This is a genomic window from Dickeya sp. Secpp 1600, from assembly GCF_003049805.1.
Classification (GTDB): Bacteria; Pseudomonadota; Gammaproteobacteria; order Enterobacterales; family Enterobacteriaceae; genus Dickeya; species Dickeya fangzhongdai.
Genome location: NZ_CP023484.1, coordinates 2020674 through 2040265, shown reverse-complemented (window position 1 = coordinate 2040265; position 19592 = coordinate 2020674). Strand labels below are relative to the sequence as shown.

18 protein-coding genes are annotated in these 19592 nt (G+C 59.4%); 3 read left to right on the top strand and 15 right to left on the bottom strand.

Annotation, left to right across the window (positions count from 1 at the left end; genetic code table 11):
* Nucleotides 1-139: 139 nt before the first annotated feature.
* Nucleotides 140-823, top strand: a complete 684-nt coding sequence (locus CPA59_RS09210) for an epoxyqueuosine reductase QueH (protein ID WP_038918728.1) — start codon at nt 140-142, stop codon at nt 821-823.
* Between the two features lie 95 nt (nt 824-918).
* Here CPA59_RS09210 and cyaB read toward each other — a convergent pair whose 3' ends face one another.
* From cyaB to CPA59_RS09195, 3 genes are all read right to left on the bottom strand, one after another.
* Nucleotides 919-1458 (bottom strand): class IV adenylate cyclase, encoded by a 540-nt coding sequence (cyaB, locus tag CPA59_RS09205; RefSeq protein WP_038918727.1) that lies wholly within the window; start codon nt 1456-1458, stop codon nt 919-921.
* Between the two features lie 751 nt (nt 1459-2209).
* Entirely contained in the window at nt 2210-3145 is a 936-nt protein-coding gene (gene dusC, locus CPA59_RS09200; RefSeq protein WP_107759141.1) for a tRNA dihydrouridine(16) synthase DusC, read from the bottom strand.
* Nucleotides 3146-3309: 164 nt separating this feature from the next.
* On the bottom strand, nt 3310-4905 hold the full coding sequence (locus CPA59_RS09195; protein WP_049854328.1) for an ABC transporter substrate-binding protein: 1596 nt from the start codon (nt 4903-4905) through the stop codon (nt 3310-3312).
* Between the two features lie 115 nt (nt 4906-5020).
* On the opposite strand from CPA59_RS09195, the gene pepT reads away from it, so the two are divergent.
* Nucleotides 5021-6262, top strand: a complete 1242-nt coding sequence (pepT, locus tag CPA59_RS09190) for a peptidase T (protein WP_049854327.1) — start codon at nt 5021-5023, stop codon at nt 6260-6262.
* Here pepT and CPA59_RS09185 read toward each other — a convergent pair.
* The 11 genes from CPA59_RS09185 to CPA59_RS09130 all read right to left on the bottom strand — a co-directional run bounded on the left by CPA59_RS09185 (nt 6254) and on the right by CPA59_RS09130 (nt 16535).
* Nucleotides 6254-7132 carry a helix-turn-helix domain-containing protein gene (locus tag CPA59_RS09185; RefSeq protein WP_049854326.1) on the bottom strand — a complete coding sequence of 293 codons (879 nt, stop codon included), beginning with the start codon at nt 7130-7132 and terminating at the stop codon, nt 6254-6256. The two genes, pepT and CPA59_RS09185, sit on opposite strands and share 9 nt — an antisense overlap.
* 74 nt (nt 7133-7206) lie before the next feature.
* Entirely contained in the window at nt 7207-7548 is a 342-nt protein-coding gene (locus tag CPA59_RS09180; protein WP_049854325.1) for a tRNA-binding protein, read from the bottom strand.
* 45 nt (nt 7549-7593) lie between these two features.
* Nucleotides 7594-8556 (bottom strand): DMT family transporter, encoded by a 963-nt coding sequence (locus CPA59_RS09175; RefSeq protein ID WP_038918721.1) that lies wholly within the window; start codon nt 8554-8556, stop codon nt 7594-7596.
* Between the two features lie 79 nt (nt 8557-8635).
* On the bottom strand, nt 8636-9400 hold the full coding sequence (locus CPA59_RS09170) for an AraC family transcriptional regulator (RefSeq protein ID WP_049854324.1): 765 nt from the start codon (nt 9398-9400) through the stop codon (nt 8636-8638).
* A 162-nt stretch (nt 9401-9562) separates the two neighbouring features.
* On the bottom strand, nt 9563-10363 hold the full coding sequence (locus tag CPA59_RS09160; protein WP_049854373.1) for a glycerophosphodiester phosphodiesterase family protein: 801 nt from the start codon (nt 10361-10363) through the stop codon (nt 9563-9565).
* 77 nt (nt 10364-10440) lie between these two features.
* Complete coding sequence (locus tag CPA59_RS09155; protein ID WP_049854322.1) at nt 10441-11319, bottom strand: ABC transporter permease; 879 nt, start codon at nt 11317-11319, stop codon at nt 10441-10443.
* 11 nt (nt 11320-11330) lie between these two features.
* A complete protein-coding gene (locus CPA59_RS09150; RefSeq protein WP_049854321.1) occupies nt 11331-12257 on the bottom strand; it encodes an ABC transporter permease in 927 nt (308 codons plus the stop codon).
* On the bottom strand, nt 12251-13123 hold the full coding sequence (locus tag CPA59_RS09145; protein ID WP_049854320.1) for an ABC transporter ATP-binding protein: 873 nt from the start codon (nt 13121-13123) through the stop codon (nt 12251-12253). Before CPA59_RS09145 ends, CPA59_RS09150 begins: the two co-directional genes overlap by 7 nt.
* Nucleotides 13120-13992: an ABC transporter ATP-binding protein gene (locus tag CPA59_RS09140; RefSeq protein WP_107760791.1), complete on the bottom strand. Its 873-nt coding sequence runs from the start codon at nt 13990-13992 to the stop codon at nt 13120-13122. The genes CPA59_RS09145 and CPA59_RS09140 overlap by 4 nt, the downstream gene beginning before the upstream one ends.
* Before the next feature lie 10 nt (nt 13993-14002).
* Entirely contained in the window at nt 14003-15562 is a 1560-nt protein-coding gene (locus CPA59_RS09135; protein ID WP_107759140.1) for an ABC transporter substrate-binding protein, read from the bottom strand.
* Nucleotides 15563-15761: 199 nt separating this feature from the next.
* Nucleotides 15762-16535, bottom strand: coding sequence for a DeoR/GlpR family DNA-binding transcription regulator (locus tag CPA59_RS09130; RefSeq protein ID WP_038918714.1), 774 nt, complete (start codon nt 16533-16535; stop codon nt 15762-15764).
* A gap of 514 nt (nt 16536-17049) precedes the next feature.
* Here CPA59_RS09130 and CPA59_RS09125 point away from each other — a divergent pair.
* Complete coding sequence (locus tag CPA59_RS09125; RefSeq protein WP_042859510.1) at nt 17050-17946, top strand: DMT family transporter; 897 nt, start codon at nt 17050-17052, stop codon at nt 17944-17946.
* A gap of 143 nt (nt 17947-18089) precedes the next feature.
* Here CPA59_RS09125 and rhlE read toward each other — a convergent pair whose 3' ends face one another.
* Nucleotides 18090-19460: an ATP-dependent RNA helicase RhlE gene (gene rhlE, locus CPA59_RS09120; RefSeq protein ID WP_049854318.1), complete on the bottom strand. Its 1371-nt coding sequence runs from the start codon at nt 19458-19460 to the stop codon at nt 18090-18092.
* Nucleotides 19461-19592: the final 132 nt, after the last annotated feature.

The window sequence follows — 19592 nt, the reverse complement described above, 5'->3', positions numbered from 1 at the left end:
CAGCCGCGCCGCCTGCCCGTCGGCGGTTGTCATCCGCTTAATGATAACGGATACTGGCCGCGCGTATCGCCCCGGCGGTCAGACCGGGCGACGCCTCGACGACAATCCAGACCATCGACGACCAAAAAAGGATGAGACCGTGTCCGACAAGGAACAGACTACGGGCCTTCAGCGCCCGGTGCTGACACTGCCCAATCAGGCCGACAAACTGTTGCTGCACTCCTGCTGCGCGCCCTGCTCCGGCGAAGTGATGGAAGCCATCACCGCTTCCGGCATCGATTACACCATCTTCTTTTATAACCCGAACATTCACCCGCAGCGCGAATATCTGATCCGCAAGGAAGAAAATATCCGTTTTGCCGAAAAGCATGGCGTCCCTTTTGTCGACGCGGATTACGACAGCGACAACTGGTTCGAGCGCGCCAAAGGCATGGAATGGGAGCCGGAACGCGGCGTTCGCTGCACCATGTGCTTCGATATGCGTTTTGAGCGCACCGCGCTGTACGCCCATGAACACGGCTTTTCGGTTATTTCCAGCTCGCTGGGCATTTCCCGCTGGAAGAATATGCAACAGATCAATCAGTGCGGCATCACCGCCGCCGGCCGCTATCCCGGCATGACGTACTGGGACTATAACTGGCGTAAAGGCGGCGGTTCGGCGCGCATGATTGAAATCAGCAAGCGGGAACACTTCTACCAACAGGAGTACTGCGGTTGCATCTACTCGCTGCGCGATTCCAACAAACACCGTAAGGCGCAGGGCCGCGATATCATCCGCATCGGCAAACTCTATTACGGCGACGACGCCCCGTCCGATAGCTAATCCGCGATTCCGCGATCGGCTCAGTTCGCCCGGCAGCACCGGGCGTTCCGGTTATATTTCGCTATGGCTATCTTAATTACGCCCCGCTATAGCGCCTAGTACCCCAGCAACTGCCGATAGGAGCGGGTTTCGATGCTGCTCATCTGCAACCCCAGCCGCAAGGCGCAATCCTGACAATGCTCGCCCAGAATATCCAGCTCCGCCTCTTCCTCCGTCATGCAGGAGATTTCCACGAAATGCCCCAGCGACTCGATATAATCCAGCGTGATATGGAACCGGTCGAGAAAATAGATGCTGCGGGTTTTATTCACTTCGAAAATCGGCAGGAACCCCAGCGTTCTCAGCATACTGTCCGTCATGTCGCACGACTCGACGTTGACGGCCTCGCAGCGTCCGGTACGCGGCCCTTTTACAATCCAGAGCTTAATTCCCGAAGGCGCCATGCGGCGCAATAACATGCTGATATTCTGGTTCCCCAGCTTCTTTTCCGCTGAATCATAATAAATATCGTTTTCCTTATTTTCGAAGACAAACGACTCAGGATGGTGGCTGAATAAATTTTCACGAAAAGCGCTAATATCCTGAATACGAAATTTCAATTCAACTTCATATTTCCCTCTGAAATGCTCGTGCACGTTCTTTCTCCGCTTATCGGTTCTCTCTGACGCGTCTCATTATGGGATGAATACGGGCAGGGACGGGCGTCCAGACAACGTTACCTTTGTCATCAGACAATATTATTATCATGCTAATTTTTTATTCGGGCTGTCGTCGCTGCACAGCGAATCATTGCAGCCTACCGCTGCACGCAAACCGGGACTCGCCCCGGATAGCGGCAAGCGGGCTGCGCCAGCCGGCAATCTTATCGGCACGTTTTGCTGAAATGAGAACCATAAACACAAGCACAGTGCGCGCGCACCATGCTAAAAAAGAGAACGGATTAAACTGACGCCCCATTATTCCTTACCAGAAAACAAATCCCTCATTTTTCATCATGATTGATTTGCAAAAGAAATCTCACTCAGTCAATGCCAACCAGTCCGGTTTTACCGGAATTCATCATGCTGAATTCCGATTACTGGATTTTCGCGCTACCTCGAATTGACCGCAATACGGAACACGGTGTTTTACACCAATAGCCGCTATTTCATCGTGTCATTATTACAAAACGGTTTTTTCGCTAATCATGTATAGATACGAAAGCGTAATAATTCAATCCGCCAGCTCGCGTTTTGCCGATTAAACAGACACATTGTTGTAAATTTTCTTTTCACGAATAAATCGTCACCGCCACGCAGTGGTCTGCCGACAACGCGCCAGCCGTCTTTCCGATCGGGTGCGCATGCTCAAGCTACGACGACCCTGACCTCGCAGCGCGATATCCGCTCACCCGATGGCGTCGATAACCCGCGCAATATCGGCCGAGGTAGTCAGCGCGCGAATCCGACTGAATAGCTCGCTCGCCTCGTCGTACTCCTTGCGCAGGTAGCCCAGCCACTGCTTGATACGCGCCACGTGATACAGGCCGGTGTCGCCCTGCTTTTCCAGCCGCACGTATTTCTGCAACAGTTGCACCACCTCCGGCCACGGCATGCGCGCCTCGCGGTATTTGATCACCCGGCTCAGGTTGGGCACATTGAGCGCGCCGCGGCCAATCATTACCGCGTCGCAGCCGGTGGCGGCCATGCAGTCCTGCGCGCTTTGCCAGTCCCAGATTTCGCCGTTGGCGATCACCGGAATACGCAGACGCCGGCGAATCTCGCCAATCGCCGCCCAGTTGATGCGCTCCGCCCGATAGCCGTCCTCCTTGGTGCGGCCATGCACCACCAGCTCGCTGGCCCCCGCCTGCTGCACCGCATCGGCAATCTCAAACTGGCGCTCGCCGGAGTCCCAGCCCAGCCGCACTTTCACCGTCACCGGCAACGAGGACGGCACCGCCTCGCGCATCGCTTTGGCGGCCCGGTAGATCAAATCGGGGTCTTTGAGCAACGTGGCGCCGCCGCCGCTGCCATTGACCATTTTCGACGGACAGCCGCAGTTAAGATCAACGCCCCAGGAGCCCAGTTCCACCGCCCGGACGGCGTTTTCCGCCAGCCATTGCGGATACTGGCCGAGCAGTTGCACCCGCACCCGCGTGCCGGACGGCGTACGGCTGCCGTGGCGTAATTCCGGGCACAGGCGATAGAACGCTTTTACCGGCAAACGGCTATCCACCACCCGCAAAAACTCGGTGATGCACAGATCGTAATCATTCACTTCGGTGAGCAATTCCCGCACCAGGGAATCCAACACCCCTTCCATCGGGGCCAGTAAAACGCGCATAACTCGACTCATCATAAAAAAGGCAGGCAATGGTACTGTCGGCGGGAGAAACTGTCGATGAGAGAAGCTGTCGATGAGAGAAACTGTCGATGAGGAAACACCGCAATGGAGACAAGCGCAAGAACCAGCGGGAAAGTCTCGGCTTTCCCGCTACGGCGCTGAGATTACTGCCGGATATCCACCTGGTAGAAAATGTGTTTGCCGAACGGATCGATTTCATACCCGGTCACCGCATTGCGCACCGGTTCAAAGATAGTCGAATGAGCGATCATCACCGCCGGCGCCTGCTCATGCATCACGAACTGTGCCTGTCGATATAATTCCACGCGTTTCTGGTGATCCTGCTCGGCGCGTGCGTCGGTAATCAGCTTATCAAACGGCGGGTAACACCATTTGGACGAATTAGAGCCGCCATTGGCGGAAGTACAGGTAAACAGCGGGCCGAAGAAATTGTCCGGATCGCCGGTGGCGGTGGTCCAGCCCATCAGAGCCGCCTGATGCTCGCCGCTCTTCACCCGTTTGAGGTATTCGCCCCACTCGTAACTGACGATATTCGCTTTCACCCCCACCTTCGCCCAGTCGGCCTGAATCATCTCCGCCATACGACGCGCATTCGGGTTATACGGCCGCTGCACCGGCATCGCCCACAGATCGATAGCGGTCCCTTCCGCCAGCCCAGCTTCTTTCAGCAGCGCTCTGGCTTTTTCCGGATCGTACTCATAGTCCTTCAGGTCGGCTGCCGCGCTCCATACGCCGGGCGGCAGCAGATTTTTGGCGGCGGTGCCGGTGCCCTGAAACACCGCCTCGATAATCGCCGGTTTGTTGATCGCCATCGTCAGCGCCTGGCGCACCTTGAGGTTATCCAGGGGCGCTTTGCGGGTGTTGAAGGCCAGAAAACCGATATTCAACCCGGCTTTCTGCATCAGGGTGATGTCCTTGTTGCTCTTCATGTCCGCCAGTTCCGCCGGATTGGGAAACGGCATCACCTGACACTCGTTCTTGCGCAGCTTGGCGTAACGCACCGAGGCGTCCGGCGTGATGCTGAACACCAGCCGGTCCAGTTTGGCTTTGCCCTGCCAGTAGTCTGGAAATGCCTGATACAGGATGCGGGAATCTTTCTGGTACTGCGCCAGCTGGAACGGGCCGGTGCCGACAGGCTCCAGATCCACTTTCTCCGGCGTCCCGGCCTTCAGCATCTGGTCGGCGTATTCAGCGGACAGGATCGAGGCGAAATACCAGGCCAGATCGGCCAGAAACGGCGCTTCCGCATGGCTTAGGGTAAAGCGCACCCTGTAGTCATCCACCCGATCGATGGCGGTAATCAGGCTGCGGAACGACAGGCTCTCAAAATTGGCATAGGTACCGCCGGACACCTTGTGATACGGGTGATTAGGGTCGCGCTGGCGTTGAAAAGAGAAAATCACGTCATCGGCGTTGAAATCACGACTCGGGGTAAACTGCGCGTTGCGATGAAACTTCACCCCCTTGCGCAGATGAAACGTATATTGCGTGCCATCCGGACTGATGTCCCAGCTTTCCGCCAGGCTCGGCACCAGTTCGGTGGTGCCGACCTTGAAATCCACCAGCCGGTTGTAGATCGGCACCGCGCTGGCATCCACGCTGGTGCCGGAGGTATACAGCTGCGGGTTAAAGTTTTCCGGCGATCCTTCTGAACAGTACACCAGCGTTTTGGCGCACGCCGCCTGAGCAGCCGCCAGCGTCAGCGCCGCCAGCGCAACGCGCGTTATTACGTTTTTCATCCCCATCCTCGCTTTTTATTGACTTCCGGGCGGCTCGCTGAGTACAACGAAGCCTTTGATTATTGTTGAATAACGATACCTAATCTTTCGAATGGTTTACCAATAAGGATCCGCTATGAGCCATAACCAGGCGCGTCAGTTGACCGACCGTTTCTACCGCTATCTGGCGGTCACCAGCCAAAGCGACGCCGCCGCGGCCACGTTGCCGAGCACGCCGGGCCAGATGACGATGGCCCGCCTGCTGGCGGAAGAGCTGCGCGCGCTGGGGCTAAGTCAGGTGGAAATCGACGAGCACGCCACCGTTACCGCCGTGAAACCGGGCAACACGCCGTCCGCGCCGCGCATCGGCTTTATCACCCATATCGACACCGTGGATGTCGGCCTGTCGCCGGACATTCATCCGCAAATCCTGCGCTTTACCGGCGAAGACCTATGTCTCAATCCGGCGCAGGACATCTGGCTGCGGGTCAGCGAACATCCGGAAATCCTGCCCTATCGCGATCAGGAGATTATTTTCAGCGACGGCACCAGCGTGCTGGGCGCGGACAACAAAGCCGCCGTCACCGTGGTGATGACGTTGCTGGAAAACCTGCGCGACGACCAGCCGCACGGCGATATCGTGGTGGCGTTCGTGCCGGATGAGGAAATCGGGCTAAGAGGCGCCAAGGCGCTGGATCTGGCGCGTTTCGACGTCGATTTCGCCTACACCATCGACTGCTGTGAACTGGGCGAAGTGGTGTACGAGAACTTTAACGCCGCCGCGGCGGAAATCCGCTTTACCGGCGTGACTGCGCACCCGATGTCGGCCAAAGGCGTGCTGGTCAACCCGATTCTGATGGCGCACGACTTCATCAGCCGGTTTGACCGCCGGCACACGCCGGAGCACACCGAAGGCCGCGAAGGCTACGTCTGGTTCAACGATATTCACGCCAACGCCAATGAGGCGGTGCTGAAAGCCTCGATTCGCGATTTCGATCTGGCAGGATTCGAGCAGCGCAAACAACAGATTCGCGACGTCACAGCGCAGATTGCCGCCCACTACCCTACCGGCCAGGTCCGTTGCGCCATCGCCGATATCTACAGCAACATCAGCAACGCGCTGGGAGACGACCGGCGGGCGCTGGACTTGTTGTTCGCCGCCATGAACACGCTGTCGATTACACCGAAGGTGATTCCGATGCGCGGCGGCACCGACGGCGCGGCGCTGTCGGCCAAAGGCATTCTGACGCCGAACTTTTTTACCGGCGCGCACAACTTCCATTCACGCTTTGAGTTTCTGCCGGTGCCGTCGTTCGTCAAATCCTATCAGGTGGCGTTGACGCTGTGCCTGCTGGCGGCGCAGCAGCCTTCAGCCTGAACATTGCTGGCGTAGCGCCGAGGGCGTGATGCCGTATTCGGCGCGAAAACGCTGGCTGAAATGACTGGCGGAGCTGAACCCGCAGGCCAGCGCGATATCGGTGATGGAGCGGCTGCTGTGGCGCAACCACTGTTCCGCCTGCGCCAGCCGCCGCTTCATCACATACTGATGCGGCGCCACGCCTTCGCTCTGGCGGAACATGCGGGAGAAATGAAACTCGCTAAGATCGGCTTCCGCCGCCAGTTCGGCCAGCGTCAGCGCCTCCCCCAGCCCGGCGTCAATCCGCGCTTTTACCCGCCGCAACACCGCCGGAGCCAGCCCGCCGCGGCTGTTCGGCGCCTGCCACTGCAACTGGCTGTACTGACGCAGCATATGCAACATCACCATCGTAGACGCGGAACTCAGCATCATCTGGCTGGCCGGATCGCGCCAGTTGCCGGTCAGCAGAAAATGGCGATACAGCGCCTCCAGCGCCGGGTCGGCGATAAAAATGCGCTCATCAAGACGGATCGACGCCGGACTGCGGTCCCAGGTTTGCTCCGCCAACTGGCGCAAGTGCTGATCGGTACAGTAAAAGTGGGCGAAACGCAGGCTGCCGCGAATATCCCAGGTGGACTGGCTCTCTTTCGGCATCAGACAAAAACGCCCCGGCGCGCCGCCGTTGAACCAACCATCCGGACGCTTGTGGTAGCTTTCGTAGCCGTCCTGCACGTACATGCTGAAGATGTGGTGATGGGTGTTTTCCAGCGTGACCCGATCGTGGCTGTTCTGCCAGACCGCCAGTTGCACCTCGTTGGCAAGCGTGACCGTTTCCTGCAACCGGGTTTTGTATTGGCGCTGGAGCACCTCGAAAGCCTCGTATTGGTTCATGCCTACCGTCCTGTAAACCTATTAACTTGCAAACCTCTCGCCCTGTAATAAAAAGTACTACCTCAGGCAACAGATTAAAACAAGCGCCCGCCATTAGGAATGGCTCTCTCCGGGCCTATCAGCACCACGCGGTCTTTTTCATCCGGAAAACCCAGCGTCAGCACCTCCGAGATAAAAGGCCCGATACGACGCGGCGACAGGTTGACGACGCACGCCACCTGTCGGCCGATAAGATCATCGGGCGTATACAGGTCGGTTATCTGGGCGCTCGACCGTTTGCAGCCGATTTCCGGGCCAAGATCGATATCCAGTTTCCAGGCAGGCTTGCGCGCTTGTGGAAACGGCTCGACACGGACAATCGTCCCCACGCGGATGTCGACATCAAGAAATTGTTCAATGGTAATGGCGGCGTTCAACTGGTCACCTCAAGATTTTTATTTAAAACAGGATGATGGCTCGTGTCAGAGCAGCGCGTTTAAGCCGGTCTCGTTGCTCTGATGTACCGGTTTCCGGTGTGCCGCGACACAGGACATCACGCTGCAAACCACCAGCGTGAAGGCGGCGGCCTCCAGCCAGGTGGGCAGACGCTGCTCCCACAGGAAGCCGTAAATCAGCGCGAACAGGGTTTCGAACAGAATCATCTGCCCAACCAGCGTTAGCGGCAGCAACCGGCTCATCCGGTTCCAGAATAGATTGCCGACAATCGAAGCCAGCACCGCTACGCCCACCGATACGCCGGCGAACTGCGCCCATGCGACGCCGCTGTGGCTGTAGGTGTTAAACATAATGGCTAAAGGAATCAGGACCAGCGACTGCGCGCCGGTGACGAGGCCCATCAGCAGGTTCCAGTCGTGGGCCGAGACAGATGGCGCGCGGGCCAGCCAGCGGCTGTTGCCAACGGCGAAGCTGCTCCAGGATATCAGTGCGCCGAGCGCGCACAACAGGCCGATGGTTTGCTCGCCTGTGGTTGCGGACGCCGGCCCGCCCAATGCCTGCCAGCCGATGCAAATGGCGCCGGCCGCGCACACCAGCAGCGACGGCAACAGTCTGCGCAGCGGAACCGCGCCCCGGTCGCGGCTGCCGATGAGGGTCACCGCCACCGGCATAAAACCAATCACCAGCGAGGTGATGGCGATGCCCGCCATCTGTACCGCGCTGGATAGAAGAATGTAATACAGGGTGTTGCCCGCCAGCGACAACCAGCCCAGCGCAAACCACTCACGGCGCGTCAGCCGCCGCATCAGAGCCGACCAGCGCGGCGCCAGCAACATCAGCGAAATCAGGCCATAGGCGCTATAGCGGCCAATGGCGATCTGCAACGGGCTAAACGCGCGCACCAGCTCCGGCGCCAGGAAAACCAGCCCCCACAACGCACCGGCTCCCATGCCGCATGCCACGCCCGCTAACGTTCTTTTGCCATCCACTCTACGATTCTCCGCACTTTCGATTCTCCGCACTTGCACTGGCCGGAGAGTATCGCGCGGCGAATGACCCACGTCTTGATTAAGACTCGCGAGCTTTGGGCCCAGACTCCTGCAACTGCTGTCGAAACGCGGAGGGCGTCAGCCCCGTCGCCTTACGCATGGCCCGGGTCAAGGCGCTTTGGTCGGCGTAGCGGCCCCGGTAGGCAATCTCGGCGATGGGCAGATTCGTCGTCGCCAGCCAATGCTGCACCCGGCCCAGCCGAACGCGCGCCAACCAGGCGTGCGGCGTGGTATCCCGCTCGCTGCGGAAAACGGCGTGCAGCCGACTGACGCTCATCCCCGCCTGCTGCGCCATGAACTCGGTGGTCCAGTCCAGAAACGGGTCGCTTTCGATAGCCGCCATCAGTCCTGCCAGCCGTGAACGCGGCTGCGCCCCCTCGCCGGTCAGCGCATCCAACAGCAGCGGCGCCCACAGTTGAACCCGCGATTCAGGCACCCGACCTTTGGTCAGCATCCCGCCCATATAATCGATCAGATGATTGGCTTCCGGCGCAAGGCGCATAAACCGGCACGACGCCAGATATTCCGCCACATGGGGATCCAGATGGCCGGGCTCGACATCCACGATCAGAAACTGGTTGGTCCCGCGGCTTTCCTGAGCATGGGGAGAATGCCTGTCGACATAGGCGGCCAGACGGCGATCCAACTGAGCGCTCTGACCGGATATGTCGATACAGAGCGAACCTGACAGCGGTAAAACCAGTTGTGAGTGGTCGTGACGATGAGGCGCCTCCAGCGCGCCGTAGCCGCGAATGGACAGCATGAAGGCATTAGGTCTAAACATGTCTCACCACCACGATCGCCGATATATGAATGTTAGCGAAATGAACCAGCTCAAGGCCGTGTCTGCTGCAAATACCGTCTACGTCAAACAACGGCTGCGGCAAACAGTGTGGTTTACGGCGCAGGGAAAGGTCAATCATTTCCGGCGCCATCGGCGCGCGTATCAGCCGCAAGCTTGCTGTTTAAGCCTTGCCACCTGTGCAACGTCATCGCCAAGCAGTTGATCCAACTGGCCGTCACGAATCCATTGAACCACCTGAGCTTCGATATCGACGCCGTAGTCCTTGCGCTTCTGGTGTTCCTGGCCCGGCAGGTATAGGAATGCGGCAAAACCCTCGTCATGCAGTTGGCGCGCCTCTCCGCTGGCAAAGTGGTAGATCTCAATGTTCATCGCATCGAGATGGGCTTGCCGGGCCAGCGCGGCAGGGTCGATCAAGCGCGAATGCATCAGGCCGACGGTCGGCACTTCAGGTATCGCCGCTTTCACCGCTTTGAGTTGAACGTAGTCAAACGAGGAAAATTGCAGCAGGTCGGCGCAGTCCAGTTCATCAATCAGCGCGCTTAGCTTCGGGAAGAGCACCTCATTCCGATCGTATAACTTGAGCTCAAGCTGATAGAGGATGCCAAGCTCGCGGGCCAACTGCAGCGCATCTTTGAGCCGTGGAACGCGCTCTCCGGCGAATTCATGGCTAAACCATTGCCCGGCATCAAGTTGGGAGAGTTCGGCATAGCTCATGTTTTGCACCAGGCCGCGGCCGTTGGTGGTGCGGTCAACCGTATTGTCGTGAATCAGCACCAGTTCGCCATCGCGGGTGATGCCGAGGTCGGTTTCACAGATCACGCCGCGGCCGCCGTATTCAAACGCCTGTTTAAACGCGGCGAGGGTATTTTCCGGCGCCCCGGCGCTATGGCCGCGGTGGCCGCCGAGACGTATAGTCTCTGGCGTCATTCTTAGCGGATTCATGTTCGCTTCCTCCTGTTTACTTTCGTTTAGCATTGTTTCGCTCAACGGCGCTGCGCGGTGAAATCCGCGCGTTTCGATCACTTCAGCGTCGGGTCGAAGATGTCGCGTAGCTGGTCGCCGATAAGACTGATGGTTAGCGACAGGACGAAGATGACCACGCCTGGCGCGATAGCGATCCACCACTCGGTCATGATGTAGTCGCGGCCGGCGCCGACCAACGACCCCAGACTGACCTGTGGCGGTTGTACGCCGAGGCCAAGAAAACTCAGCGACGACTCCAGAATGAGGATTTCAGGCATCACCACCGTGAATGTCACCAGCACGACGGCAAGGATATTGGGAAGTACGTGAACCATCGCGATACGAAAACTGCCTGCGCCGTTGCGATGCAACGCGGCGATATAGGGCTTTGCCAGTTCAAGCCCGGCCATGGTCCGCGTCAGACGTGCAAACCGTTCCCAGCCAAACAAACCGAGCAGGCAGATGAACAGTGTGAGGCTGTTGCCGAGAAACGCCAGCACCGTGAGGGCGATGATGATAAACGGCATCGACGCCTGAAAATCGACCGCCACCCGGATGATGGCGTCGGCAAAACCGCGCCGGAAACTCGCGATGAGGCCCAGCGCCGTACCGATAATCATGCTGATGATCGACGCGCCGAGCGATATCAACATGCTCATACGCAGCGCAAAGAAAATGCGGCTTAGAATGTCGCGCCCCATCTCGTCGGTGCCGAGCCAGTGCGTGGAACCGGCCACGACGTGGAGTGGCGGCATTTTGCGTGCCCTCAGGTCGATCTGCGCAAAGCCGTATGGCGCCAGCGCGTCGGCGAATACCGCAACACCGACGGTAAACACGATGACCAGCACGCATACCACCAACAGCGGATGAATGCGCGGGAGTCTGGCGAAGAAGCCGGAAGTCAGCTTTGACGACGCAGGGGAGATATCGGCCATGAGTCCCTCCTTCAAGAACGTTTCGCGTAGCGCAGGCGGGGGTCGGCCATCACATGCAGGAAATCGACCAGCAGATTTGCGCTGACCATAGCGACGGTGATGAGAATGACAATCGCCTGAACCACCGCGACGTCGCGGGAAGCGACCGAACTGATCAGCAGCAGGCCGACGCCGGGCCAGGCGTATACCGCTTCAACCACCGCGGAGCCGCCAATCATTCCGCCGAGCAGGAATCCGAGCAGCGTCAGCAAGGGAAGCGCCGCGTTCGGCATCACATGCCTCACGATGATCCCCCACTCCGATACACGCTTCGCCCGGGCGGCGAGGATGTAACGTTGCCCACTCACCTCCAGCGCGCTTGAGCGAACGAACCTCGCGATGACGCCGGCATTGTAAAGCCCGATCACCAGCGTGGGCATCACCATGTGGGCGAGCGTCGCCCCGCCGCCAGAAGGCAGAAGCCGCAGCTTCACGGCAAACAGCTGGATCAGGAGAATGCCGGTCAGGAAGGTCGGCACAGAGTGCGTCAGCACGGCGAGGCTAATCACCGCGCGGTCGACAACGCCGCCGCGATACCGTGCCGCGACGATACCTAGCGGGACGCCCACCGCCAGCGCCAGTACCAGCGCGGCCGCCATCAGCCGCAGCGTCGCCGGAACCTTCTCGATGATGATGGCAAGCGCGTCCTGACCGCTTCGCAGCGAGGTACCGAAATCGCCGCTCAACATACGGCCGAGATAGGTGAAATACTGCTCGGCCACGGGACGATCCAAGCCCCATTGCTGGCGCAGCATGTCGACCACCTGCGGCGGGGCTTCGACGCCGAGGAGTGACGTCATCGGGTCGCCGCTGATGCGAAGCATGACGAAGGTAAAGGTCACCACCAGGAAAACCGTCAATATCGCGCGCAACAATGAGCCGGTCATGATGTTCAGCATGCTCTCGCCTCCGCCAGTATTGAGCAGTTGCACGCCGTATCCGCAGACGTTGCCCGACGCTTGCCTTTCGGCACGGCGGCAAGCAGCTTCGCGGTATAAGGGTCGGACGGTGCGGCAAAGACGGTTGACGTCGGCCCGCTCTCCACCACGCGACCGGCCTGCATCACCACGACCCGATGCGACACATGGCGCACCACGCGCACATCGTGGCTGATGAACAGGATTGACAGACCGCGCTTCTGCTGAAGGTCGAGCAGGAGATTGAGCACCTGAGCCTGCACCGACACATCCAGCGCCGAAACGGGTTCATCGCACAGCAGGATGTTGGGTTCGGTCACCAGCGCCCGGGCGATGGCGGCGCGCTGCCGCTGCCCTCCCGACATCTGATGCGGATAGCGATCCAGCATGGCGCCCGGCAGCGCAACGGCGCCGAGCGCTTCTTTAGCCCTATCGCGCCGCTCGCTCTTGCTGCCGATAGCATGAATCAGCAGCACTTCTTCAATCTGCCGACCGATGGGATGACGCGGGTCGAAAGCGCCGAGCGTATCCTGTGCGACGACCTGAAGAACGCGGGCCAGACGCCGGCGATTCGGCCTGAGATAGCCCGCGAAGGGCGCGTCGAAGAGTTCCAGCGTGCCGCTATCCGGCTGGCGGTCGCCGCACAGCAGAGCGGCGAGGGTCGATTTCCCGCATCCAGACTCGCCGACCAGACCGAGCGTTTCACCCTGACCAAGCGCGAGGGAAACGCCGCGGACGGCATGGTGACCCGCCCGCTTGCCCGGCAGAAGAGAAAATCCAGCGGGGTAAGTGAAATTCAGATCGCGGGCTTCAAGGACTGTCGTCCCGCCTGGCGCGTTCAAACTCATGGTAAGCGCTCCGCTGAGGTTAAGGATACGGCAGCGTCGAGCCGCCAGCTGTGGGGCATTTCCACCAGTCGGGTGAGCGGTTCGCCGTGCCCTGGCATCGCGTCCAGCAAAAGCCGGGTGTAGGGATGGCTCGGTCGTTCATAGATGTTTTCAGTCGTGCCGACTTCCATGATCTCGCCGCCGTACATCACGACGATGCGATCGCAGACCTCCGCGATCAGGTCAAGGTCGTGGCTGATGAAAATCATGGCAATACCGCGGTTGCGCACCAGCGACACCAGCAGCGACACCACCTGAGCCTGAACCGTGACGTCGAGTGCGGTCGTCGGTTCGTCGGCGATGACGAGCTGCGGCTCCAGCGCCAGCGCCGTGGCGATCATCACGCGCTGGCACATGCCGCCGGAAAATTGCGAAGGGTAGTCATGGTAACGCCTCTCCGGCTCGTCGATGGCGACGTCTTTCAGGAGTTGCAGCGCGATCTGGCGGGCTTGCTCCGCATCGTGCCCGGCACTTCGCGCCGCCTCGGCGATTTGCTCGCCAACGGTGCGTACCGGATTGAGGCAGGATACCGGTTCCTGAAAAATCATGCCGATCGGCGCAAGTTGTTTCGACGCCAGCGCCTGTTGCAGGTAGTCGGCGGCGAACGTCTGACCGCCGATGGCGACCGAACCGCAAGCCAGGGCCGTTGCCGGCAGCAGACCGGCAACGGCGAGGCACGACAGCGATTTTCCGGAACCGCTCTCCCCCACAATCCCCAGGATTTCGCCCTCCCTGACGTCAAAGGATACCGACTTAACCGGCGTCGTCCTGCCCTTTGCGGCGGGAAAGGAAATGCTCAAGTCTTGAATAGTGAGAACGGATTTGCGCATTGCGACAACCTCACCCGGCGGCATTGACGAAGGACAGGTTTTGCGGCCCCAGATCCATCGCGAAGGCGTGCTGCGGTTTCCACTTCACCTTTTTGGAGACGCCGAAGAAGACGGCGTTCTGGTGAAGAACCGTGATGCCTGGGTCCTTCCATTCAATGATGTCCAGCATGTCGGAGAAGATTTTGGCGCGATCCGCCGGAGCTACGGCCTGTTCAAGCTTCGCGCCAAGAGCGTCGAATTCGTCATTGATCCAGATCTTCTGCGTGCCCATCGTTGCGGTTCTGGCGAACGACAGCGAGTAGATGGAAACGTAAGGATCGGCAATGACCGCGGTGCTGGACCAGTTGCCGGTCGCCCGACCGCTGGCGTTATCGAAGAGCTTACCGGCTTCAACAAACTCCAGTTTGGCGTTGACGCCAACCGCCTGCCACATGGCGACGACCGCTTCGCTGACCGGGTTTTCCGCCGTGTAATAGTTGTTCTGCGAGCGGATCGTGATCGGTTCGCCCTTGTAGCCGCCCTCCTTTAGGAGCTGTCGGGCTTTTTCCGGGTTGTATTCGTATTTCGGCCGGTCCTTCAGGTAGATGGGGCCGAACTCCTTGAACTGCTCGCCGTTCGGGACCACGGTCAGGCCGTTCCAGATGGTGTCGACGATCGCCTGACGGTCGATAGCAATAATCAACGCCTGACGCACGCGCGGATCCTTGAGCGCAGGGTTGTATTTGTCGAAAAAGAGGATGCGGTTGTTTGGAACCGGGCCCCCGACGATCGTCGCAGTGCCGGACTTGTTCACCACGTCGAGCTGGTCCGGCGGCAGATCGGTCGCGATGTCATAGTCGCCCGCAAGAAGACCGGCGATACGAGATGACACTTCCGGCACCACCTTGAAGGTGACGCGCTTCGCGTTGGGCTTTCCACCGAAATACCGGTCGTGAGCGACCAGCGTGACATGATCGTTAGCGACGGATTCGAGAACCTTGTAGGGGCCGGCGCCGACCGGCTTTTGCTTCCACTTCGCCCAGTCGCCGCCCATCTTGACCCAGGCGTCTTTGCTGATGACCACCGCGGCATAGCTGGCCAGCCGCTGTAACAAGATCGGATCCTTAAACTTGGTGACGAAACGGACAGTTTGCGGATTCACAACGTCGACATGAGCAAGGCTGCTGAAGCTGGTCAGATAGGTTGGATAACCGGGTGCCTGCGGGTCGGTCAAACGTTGCGGCCCGAACGAAAAGGCCACGTCGTCAGCGGTCATCTCACGGCCGTCATGGAAAATGACGCCTTTGCGAAGCGTGACGTCGAGGGTTTTGTCGTCTACCCATCGCCACGAGGTCGCCAGGTTCGGCTGCACCGAGAAGTGACCATCAAGGTCAAGTTTCAGCAGCGTCTCGTGAATCGAGGGATTGTTGCGAAAAGCGACGTTGGACGCCGCGTCAACCGGCTCCTGCGTCTCCGGGTTTTTCTGAACCGCGATCCGTAACTCAGGACGATTGTCTTCCTGAGCGGCCGCGCCGCCTGCAAGGGAGACGGCGATCAACGCCGCCATAGCAATAAAAATGCGTATCTTCATCCAAACCACTCCTTAAGTAAGCAGGTCCGTCGAGCCGTGCCCGCGATTGTTCTTTTTTCACTACCCATCACCGCCAGGATGGCAGCGATTTCCCCCGTACAGAAACGCGTGCCGGAAGATACTTAAGCGAGCCGTCGTACCCGGATTAGTCCGGGCGGTTCAGCCGGATCCCCATGTCCGCCGACCAGAGGGCCGGATTTCAGTGCGCGATGACAAACTTCTTGCGCAGTTTCTCAGGTACGGTGTCGATGATGCTGCGGGCGCCGGCATCGGTAACAATGACGCCCACGTCTTCTATCCGGGTGATGACCGAGAGGCTTGATTTCGTGAATTTCGAGTGGTCAGCCACAACAATGACGCGGTTCGACACGTCGATCATGGCTCGCGCGACGCTCGCATTCACTGGCGATGAGGTGCAGATCAAACCACGGTCGACGTCGATCGATGCGGCATTCAGGATGAGTTTGTCGACATTGAACTGCCGTATGAAATACTCGGCCAGCGGCCCTCTGAATGAGCGGTTCGTGGCGGTAAATTCCCCCCCGACCGAGTAAATGCTCTGCCCCTCGCTGCGCGAAAATTCAGCAACGATGTCAAGGCCATTCGAGATCAGCGTCAGACTTCGACGACCAACGAGCTTTTTAGCCACTTCCAGCGCGGTCGTACCGGCATCCAGAAGCACGGTGTCGCCATCGGCAATCATGCCGGCGACGGCGGCGGCGATGGCCGCCTTCTCCGCCTGATTCCAGACGGCGCGGGCCTCGTTTGTCGCATCCAGCGCGACCTGATTGATATTGACCGCGCCGCCATGCGTTCTGCGCAGCAATCCGGCTTCCTCAAGATCGCACAGGTCCCGACGAACGGTGGCGACCGAAACCTCGAATCGATCCGTTAACGTGCGCAAATCAGCAAAATTCTCTTCGCGCAAAAATTCAACGATTTTCGCCTGACGCTCTTCCGCCTGAGTCAGCATAGGGTGGTTCCTTGTCATCATCATGACCGTTATCGATCAACAATCTGAGCGAACCCTATCCTTTCCAGATGACACTCGTATGAAGAAAATGCGTCGATTACCACCATCGAAGCGTTGCCGGACAAGAAGACTGCGCAATAAACCCTGAACCCATCTTAATGAACGAAATCGCTCACTTACCAACGGCGGCAACGGCTCACGCCGTACTCTGGCGCCCCGCCAACCGCCGATCGATAGCCCTGGCGTTATTCTGCGTAATCTGAAGGAAAACGTGCGGCGGCGGGGTGCGGCGCAGGTCGCCCCCTGTCGGTGCTGGAAGCCGTTTGAAATAAAAAAACCGCAGGATTCTGCTACTCGCCGCAAGCTGCTGACAGCCGCCGCCCTGCCAATCCCAGATACTCAATGTTTACGGTTGCTTGCGGATTGTTTGCGGAATTACCGGTGAAACTGTTTGTGAAATTGACTGTTTGTGAAATTGATTGTTCGTGAAATTGATTATTAGCGGAGTCTGACGATGAATAGCCTGCTTTATTGCGCCGTGGTGCTGATTTGGGGCACCACCTGGATCGCCATCAGTCTACAGCAAGGTAGCGTGCCGCCAGAAGTGTCGATTTTCTGGCGTTTCGCCATCGCTTCGGCGTTGTTAATGGCGTTTTTGATCCTGACTCGGCGCCTGCGCCCGCTGAGCGGCCGCGCGCATTTGCTGTGTATGGCTCAGGGGGTGACGGTTTTCGGCATGAATTTCTTTTGCTTTTATCATGCCGTCGCCTGGATCCCCAGCGGGCTGGAATCGGTGATCTTTTCGATGGCGGTGCTGTTCAACGCCTTCAACAGCCGGCTGTTTTTCGGCACCCGTCTCAGCCGCAACGTGAAGCTGGCTGCGCCGTTGGGGCTGGCCGGCATCATCCTGCTGTTCTGGCACGATCTGCTACAACTTGGCAGCAGCCCACAATTGCTGTGGGGGGTCGGCATGAGCCTGATCGCCACCTACTGCTTTTCGCTCGGCAACATCATCAGCGCCCAGCACCAACGCATGGGCCGGGACATCATGACCACCAACGGCTGGGGCATGCTGTACGGCGCGCTGGCGATGGGTTTCATCGCACTGCTGCTGGGTTACCGCTTTACGCCGGAATTCTCGCTGCGCTATCTCGGTTCGCTGTCTTACCTGGCGCTGTTCGGCTCGGTGATTGGTTTTGGCGCCTACTTCGCGCTGGTTGGGCGTATCGGCGCCAGCCAGGCGGCTTATGCCACCTTGCTGTTTCCGTTGGTCGCGCTCTCCGCCTCCACCCTGTACGAAGGGTACGTATGGCGAAGCAACGCCGTGCTGGGTTTACTGCTGATTCTGGCGGGCAATGCGGTGATGTTTTATCGCCCCCGGCCGCAACCGGTGGCGAAAACCGCCGCGTAAACGACCGTCTTCTCATCATGGGAAGACGACCTGGGCGATAACTGACTGGATAACAAGGTTTGCCGACGAATAGCTACCCGACCGGGTAGCTATTTTATTTGCTGCGTGACCGGATAGCGACCCGACCGTGCCGGGTAACCCGCTTACTGGCCGCCGGCAGGCTTGCGCGGCGGGCGACGGCGGGCGGATTGCCCTTCCGGGCGCTGTCCGGCCGGGCGCGCTGCGCCATCACGACGCGGCTGATGAGGACGTTCGCCCTGCGGGCGTCCGGATGCGCGTTCGCCTTGCGGACGATCGCCCTGACGCGGCGCACCGCCGCCACGACCACCGCGCCCGCCCTGCCGGCCGTTCTGGATCGGTTCGGCCTTGATCGTTGGGTCCGGTTCATAACCCGGAATCTCCATCCGCGGGATTTCCCGCTTCAGCAGACGCTCGATATCACGCAGCAGTTTGTGTTCATCGACGCACACCAGCGACAACGCCTCGCCAGTCGACGCCGCCCGGCCGGTACGGCCGATACGGTGCACGTAATCTTCCGGCACATTCGGCAGCTCGTAGTTCACCACATGCGGCAACTGGTCGATATCCAACCCACGGGCGGCGATGTCGGTCGCCACCAGCACGCGGATGTCGCCGTCTTTGAAATTAGCCAGCGCACGGGTACGCGCTCCCTGGCTCTTGTTACCGTGGATAGCGGCGGCGGTGATGCCGTCTTTATTCAGTTGTTCCGCCAGATGGTTGGCGCCGTGCTTGGTGCGGGTAAACACCAGCACCTGCTGCCAGTTGTGTTTGCCGATCAGGAGCGACAGCAGTTCGCGCTTGCGTTTCTTGTCCACGAAATGCACGTGCTGGGTCACCAGTTCGGACGGCGTATTGCGGCGCACCACTTCCACCGATGCCGGATTGGTGAGCAGCTTCCCGGCCAGTTCCTTGATCTCGTCGGAGAAGGTGGCGGAAAACAGCAGGTTCTGACGTTTGGGCGGCAGCTTCGCCAGCACCCGGCGGATGTCGTGGATAAAGCCCATATCCAGCATACGGTCGGCTTCATCCAGCACCAGAATTTCCACCTGCGACAGGTCGACCGCGTTCTGGTGCTCCAGATCCAACAGACGGCCCGGCGTGGCAATCAGAATATCGACGCCGCCGCGCAGCTTCATCATCTGCGGGTTAATGCTAACGCCGCCGAACACCACCAGCGAACGCAGACGCAGGTATTTGCTATACGCCAGCACATTTTCGCCGATCTGCGCCGCCAGTTCGCGGGTCGGCGTCAGGATCAACGCCCGCACCGGACGGCGGCCTTTCGCCTGCGACGGACGGTGGCTCAGCAATTGCAGCAGCGGCAGGGTGAAGCCGGCGGTTTTGCCGGTACCCGTCTGGGCGCTTGCCATCAGGTCGCGCCCTTCCAGCACCACCGGAATCGCCTGACGCTGAACCGGCGTCGGCTCACGGTAGCCCTGTTCTTCCACAGCGCGCAAAATATCGGCACTCAGGCCGAGGGATTCAAAAGACATAACGAGAACAACTCCAGATTCACCCTACCCGGCATCCGCCGGTGCAGTTTTCAGGGTGACAACAGATGGGTTCAGCGCCGCGTCGGCGTACACGCCTTACAACGCTGACTCCAGATGAATGGGCACAAACTA

Bases quoted from the DNA above. Each gene is read 5' to 3' on its own strand.
- dusC (WP_107759141.1), bottom strand. From the start codon at position 3,145: ATGCGCGTTTTACTGGCCCCGATGGAAGGGGTGTTGGATTCCCTGGTG.
- CPA59_RS09195 (WP_049854328.1), bottom strand. From the start codon at position 4,905: ATGAAAAACGTAATAACGCGCGTTGCGCTGGCGGCGCTGACGCTGGCG.
- pepT (WP_049854327.1), top strand. From the start codon at position 5,021: ATGAGCCATAACCAGGCGCGTCAGTTGACCGACCGTTTCTACCGCTAT.
- CPA59_RS09185 (WP_049854326.1), bottom strand. From the start codon at position 7,132: ATGAACCAATACGAGGCTTTCGAGGTGCTCCAGCGCCAATACAAAACC.
- CPA59_RS09170 (WP_049854324.1), bottom strand. From the start codon at position 9,400: ATGTTTAGACCTAATGCCTTCATGCTGTCCATTCGCGGCTACGGCGCG.
- CPA59_RS09160 (WP_049854373.1), bottom strand. From the start codon at position 10,363: ATGAATCCGCTAAGAATGACGCCAGAGACTATACGTCTCGGCGGCCAC.
- CPA59_RS09155 (WP_049854322.1), bottom strand. From the start codon at position 11,319: ATGGCCGATATCTCCCCTGCGTCGTCAAAGCTGACTTCCGGCTTCTTC.
- CPA59_RS09150 (WP_049854321.1), bottom strand. From the start codon at position 12,257: ATGCTGAACATCATGACCGGCTCATTGTTGCGCGCGATATTGACGGTT.
- CPA59_RS09145 (WP_049854320.1), bottom strand. From the start codon at position 13,123: ATGAGTTTGAACGCGCCAGGCGGGACGACAGTCCTTGAAGCCCGCGAT.
- CPA59_RS09140 (WP_107760791.1), bottom strand. From the start codon at position 13,992: ATGCGCAAATCCGTTCTCACTATTCAAGACTTGAGCATTTCCTTTCCC.
- CPA59_RS09135 (WP_107759140.1), bottom strand. From the start codon at position 15,562: ATGAAGATACGCATTTTTATTGCTATGGCGGCGTTGATCGCCGTCTCC.
- CPA59_RS09130 (WP_038918714.1), bottom strand. From the start codon at position 16,535: ATGCTGACTCAGGCGGAAGAGCGTCAGGCGAAAATCGTTGAATTTTTG.
- CPA59_RS09125 (WP_042859510.1), top strand. From the start codon at position 17,050: ATGAATAGCCTGCTTTATTGCGCCGTGGTGCTGATTTGGGGCACCACC.
- rhlE (WP_049854318.1), bottom strand. From the start codon at position 19,460: ATGTCTTTTGAATCCCTCGGCCTGAGTGCCGATATTTTGCGCGCTGTG.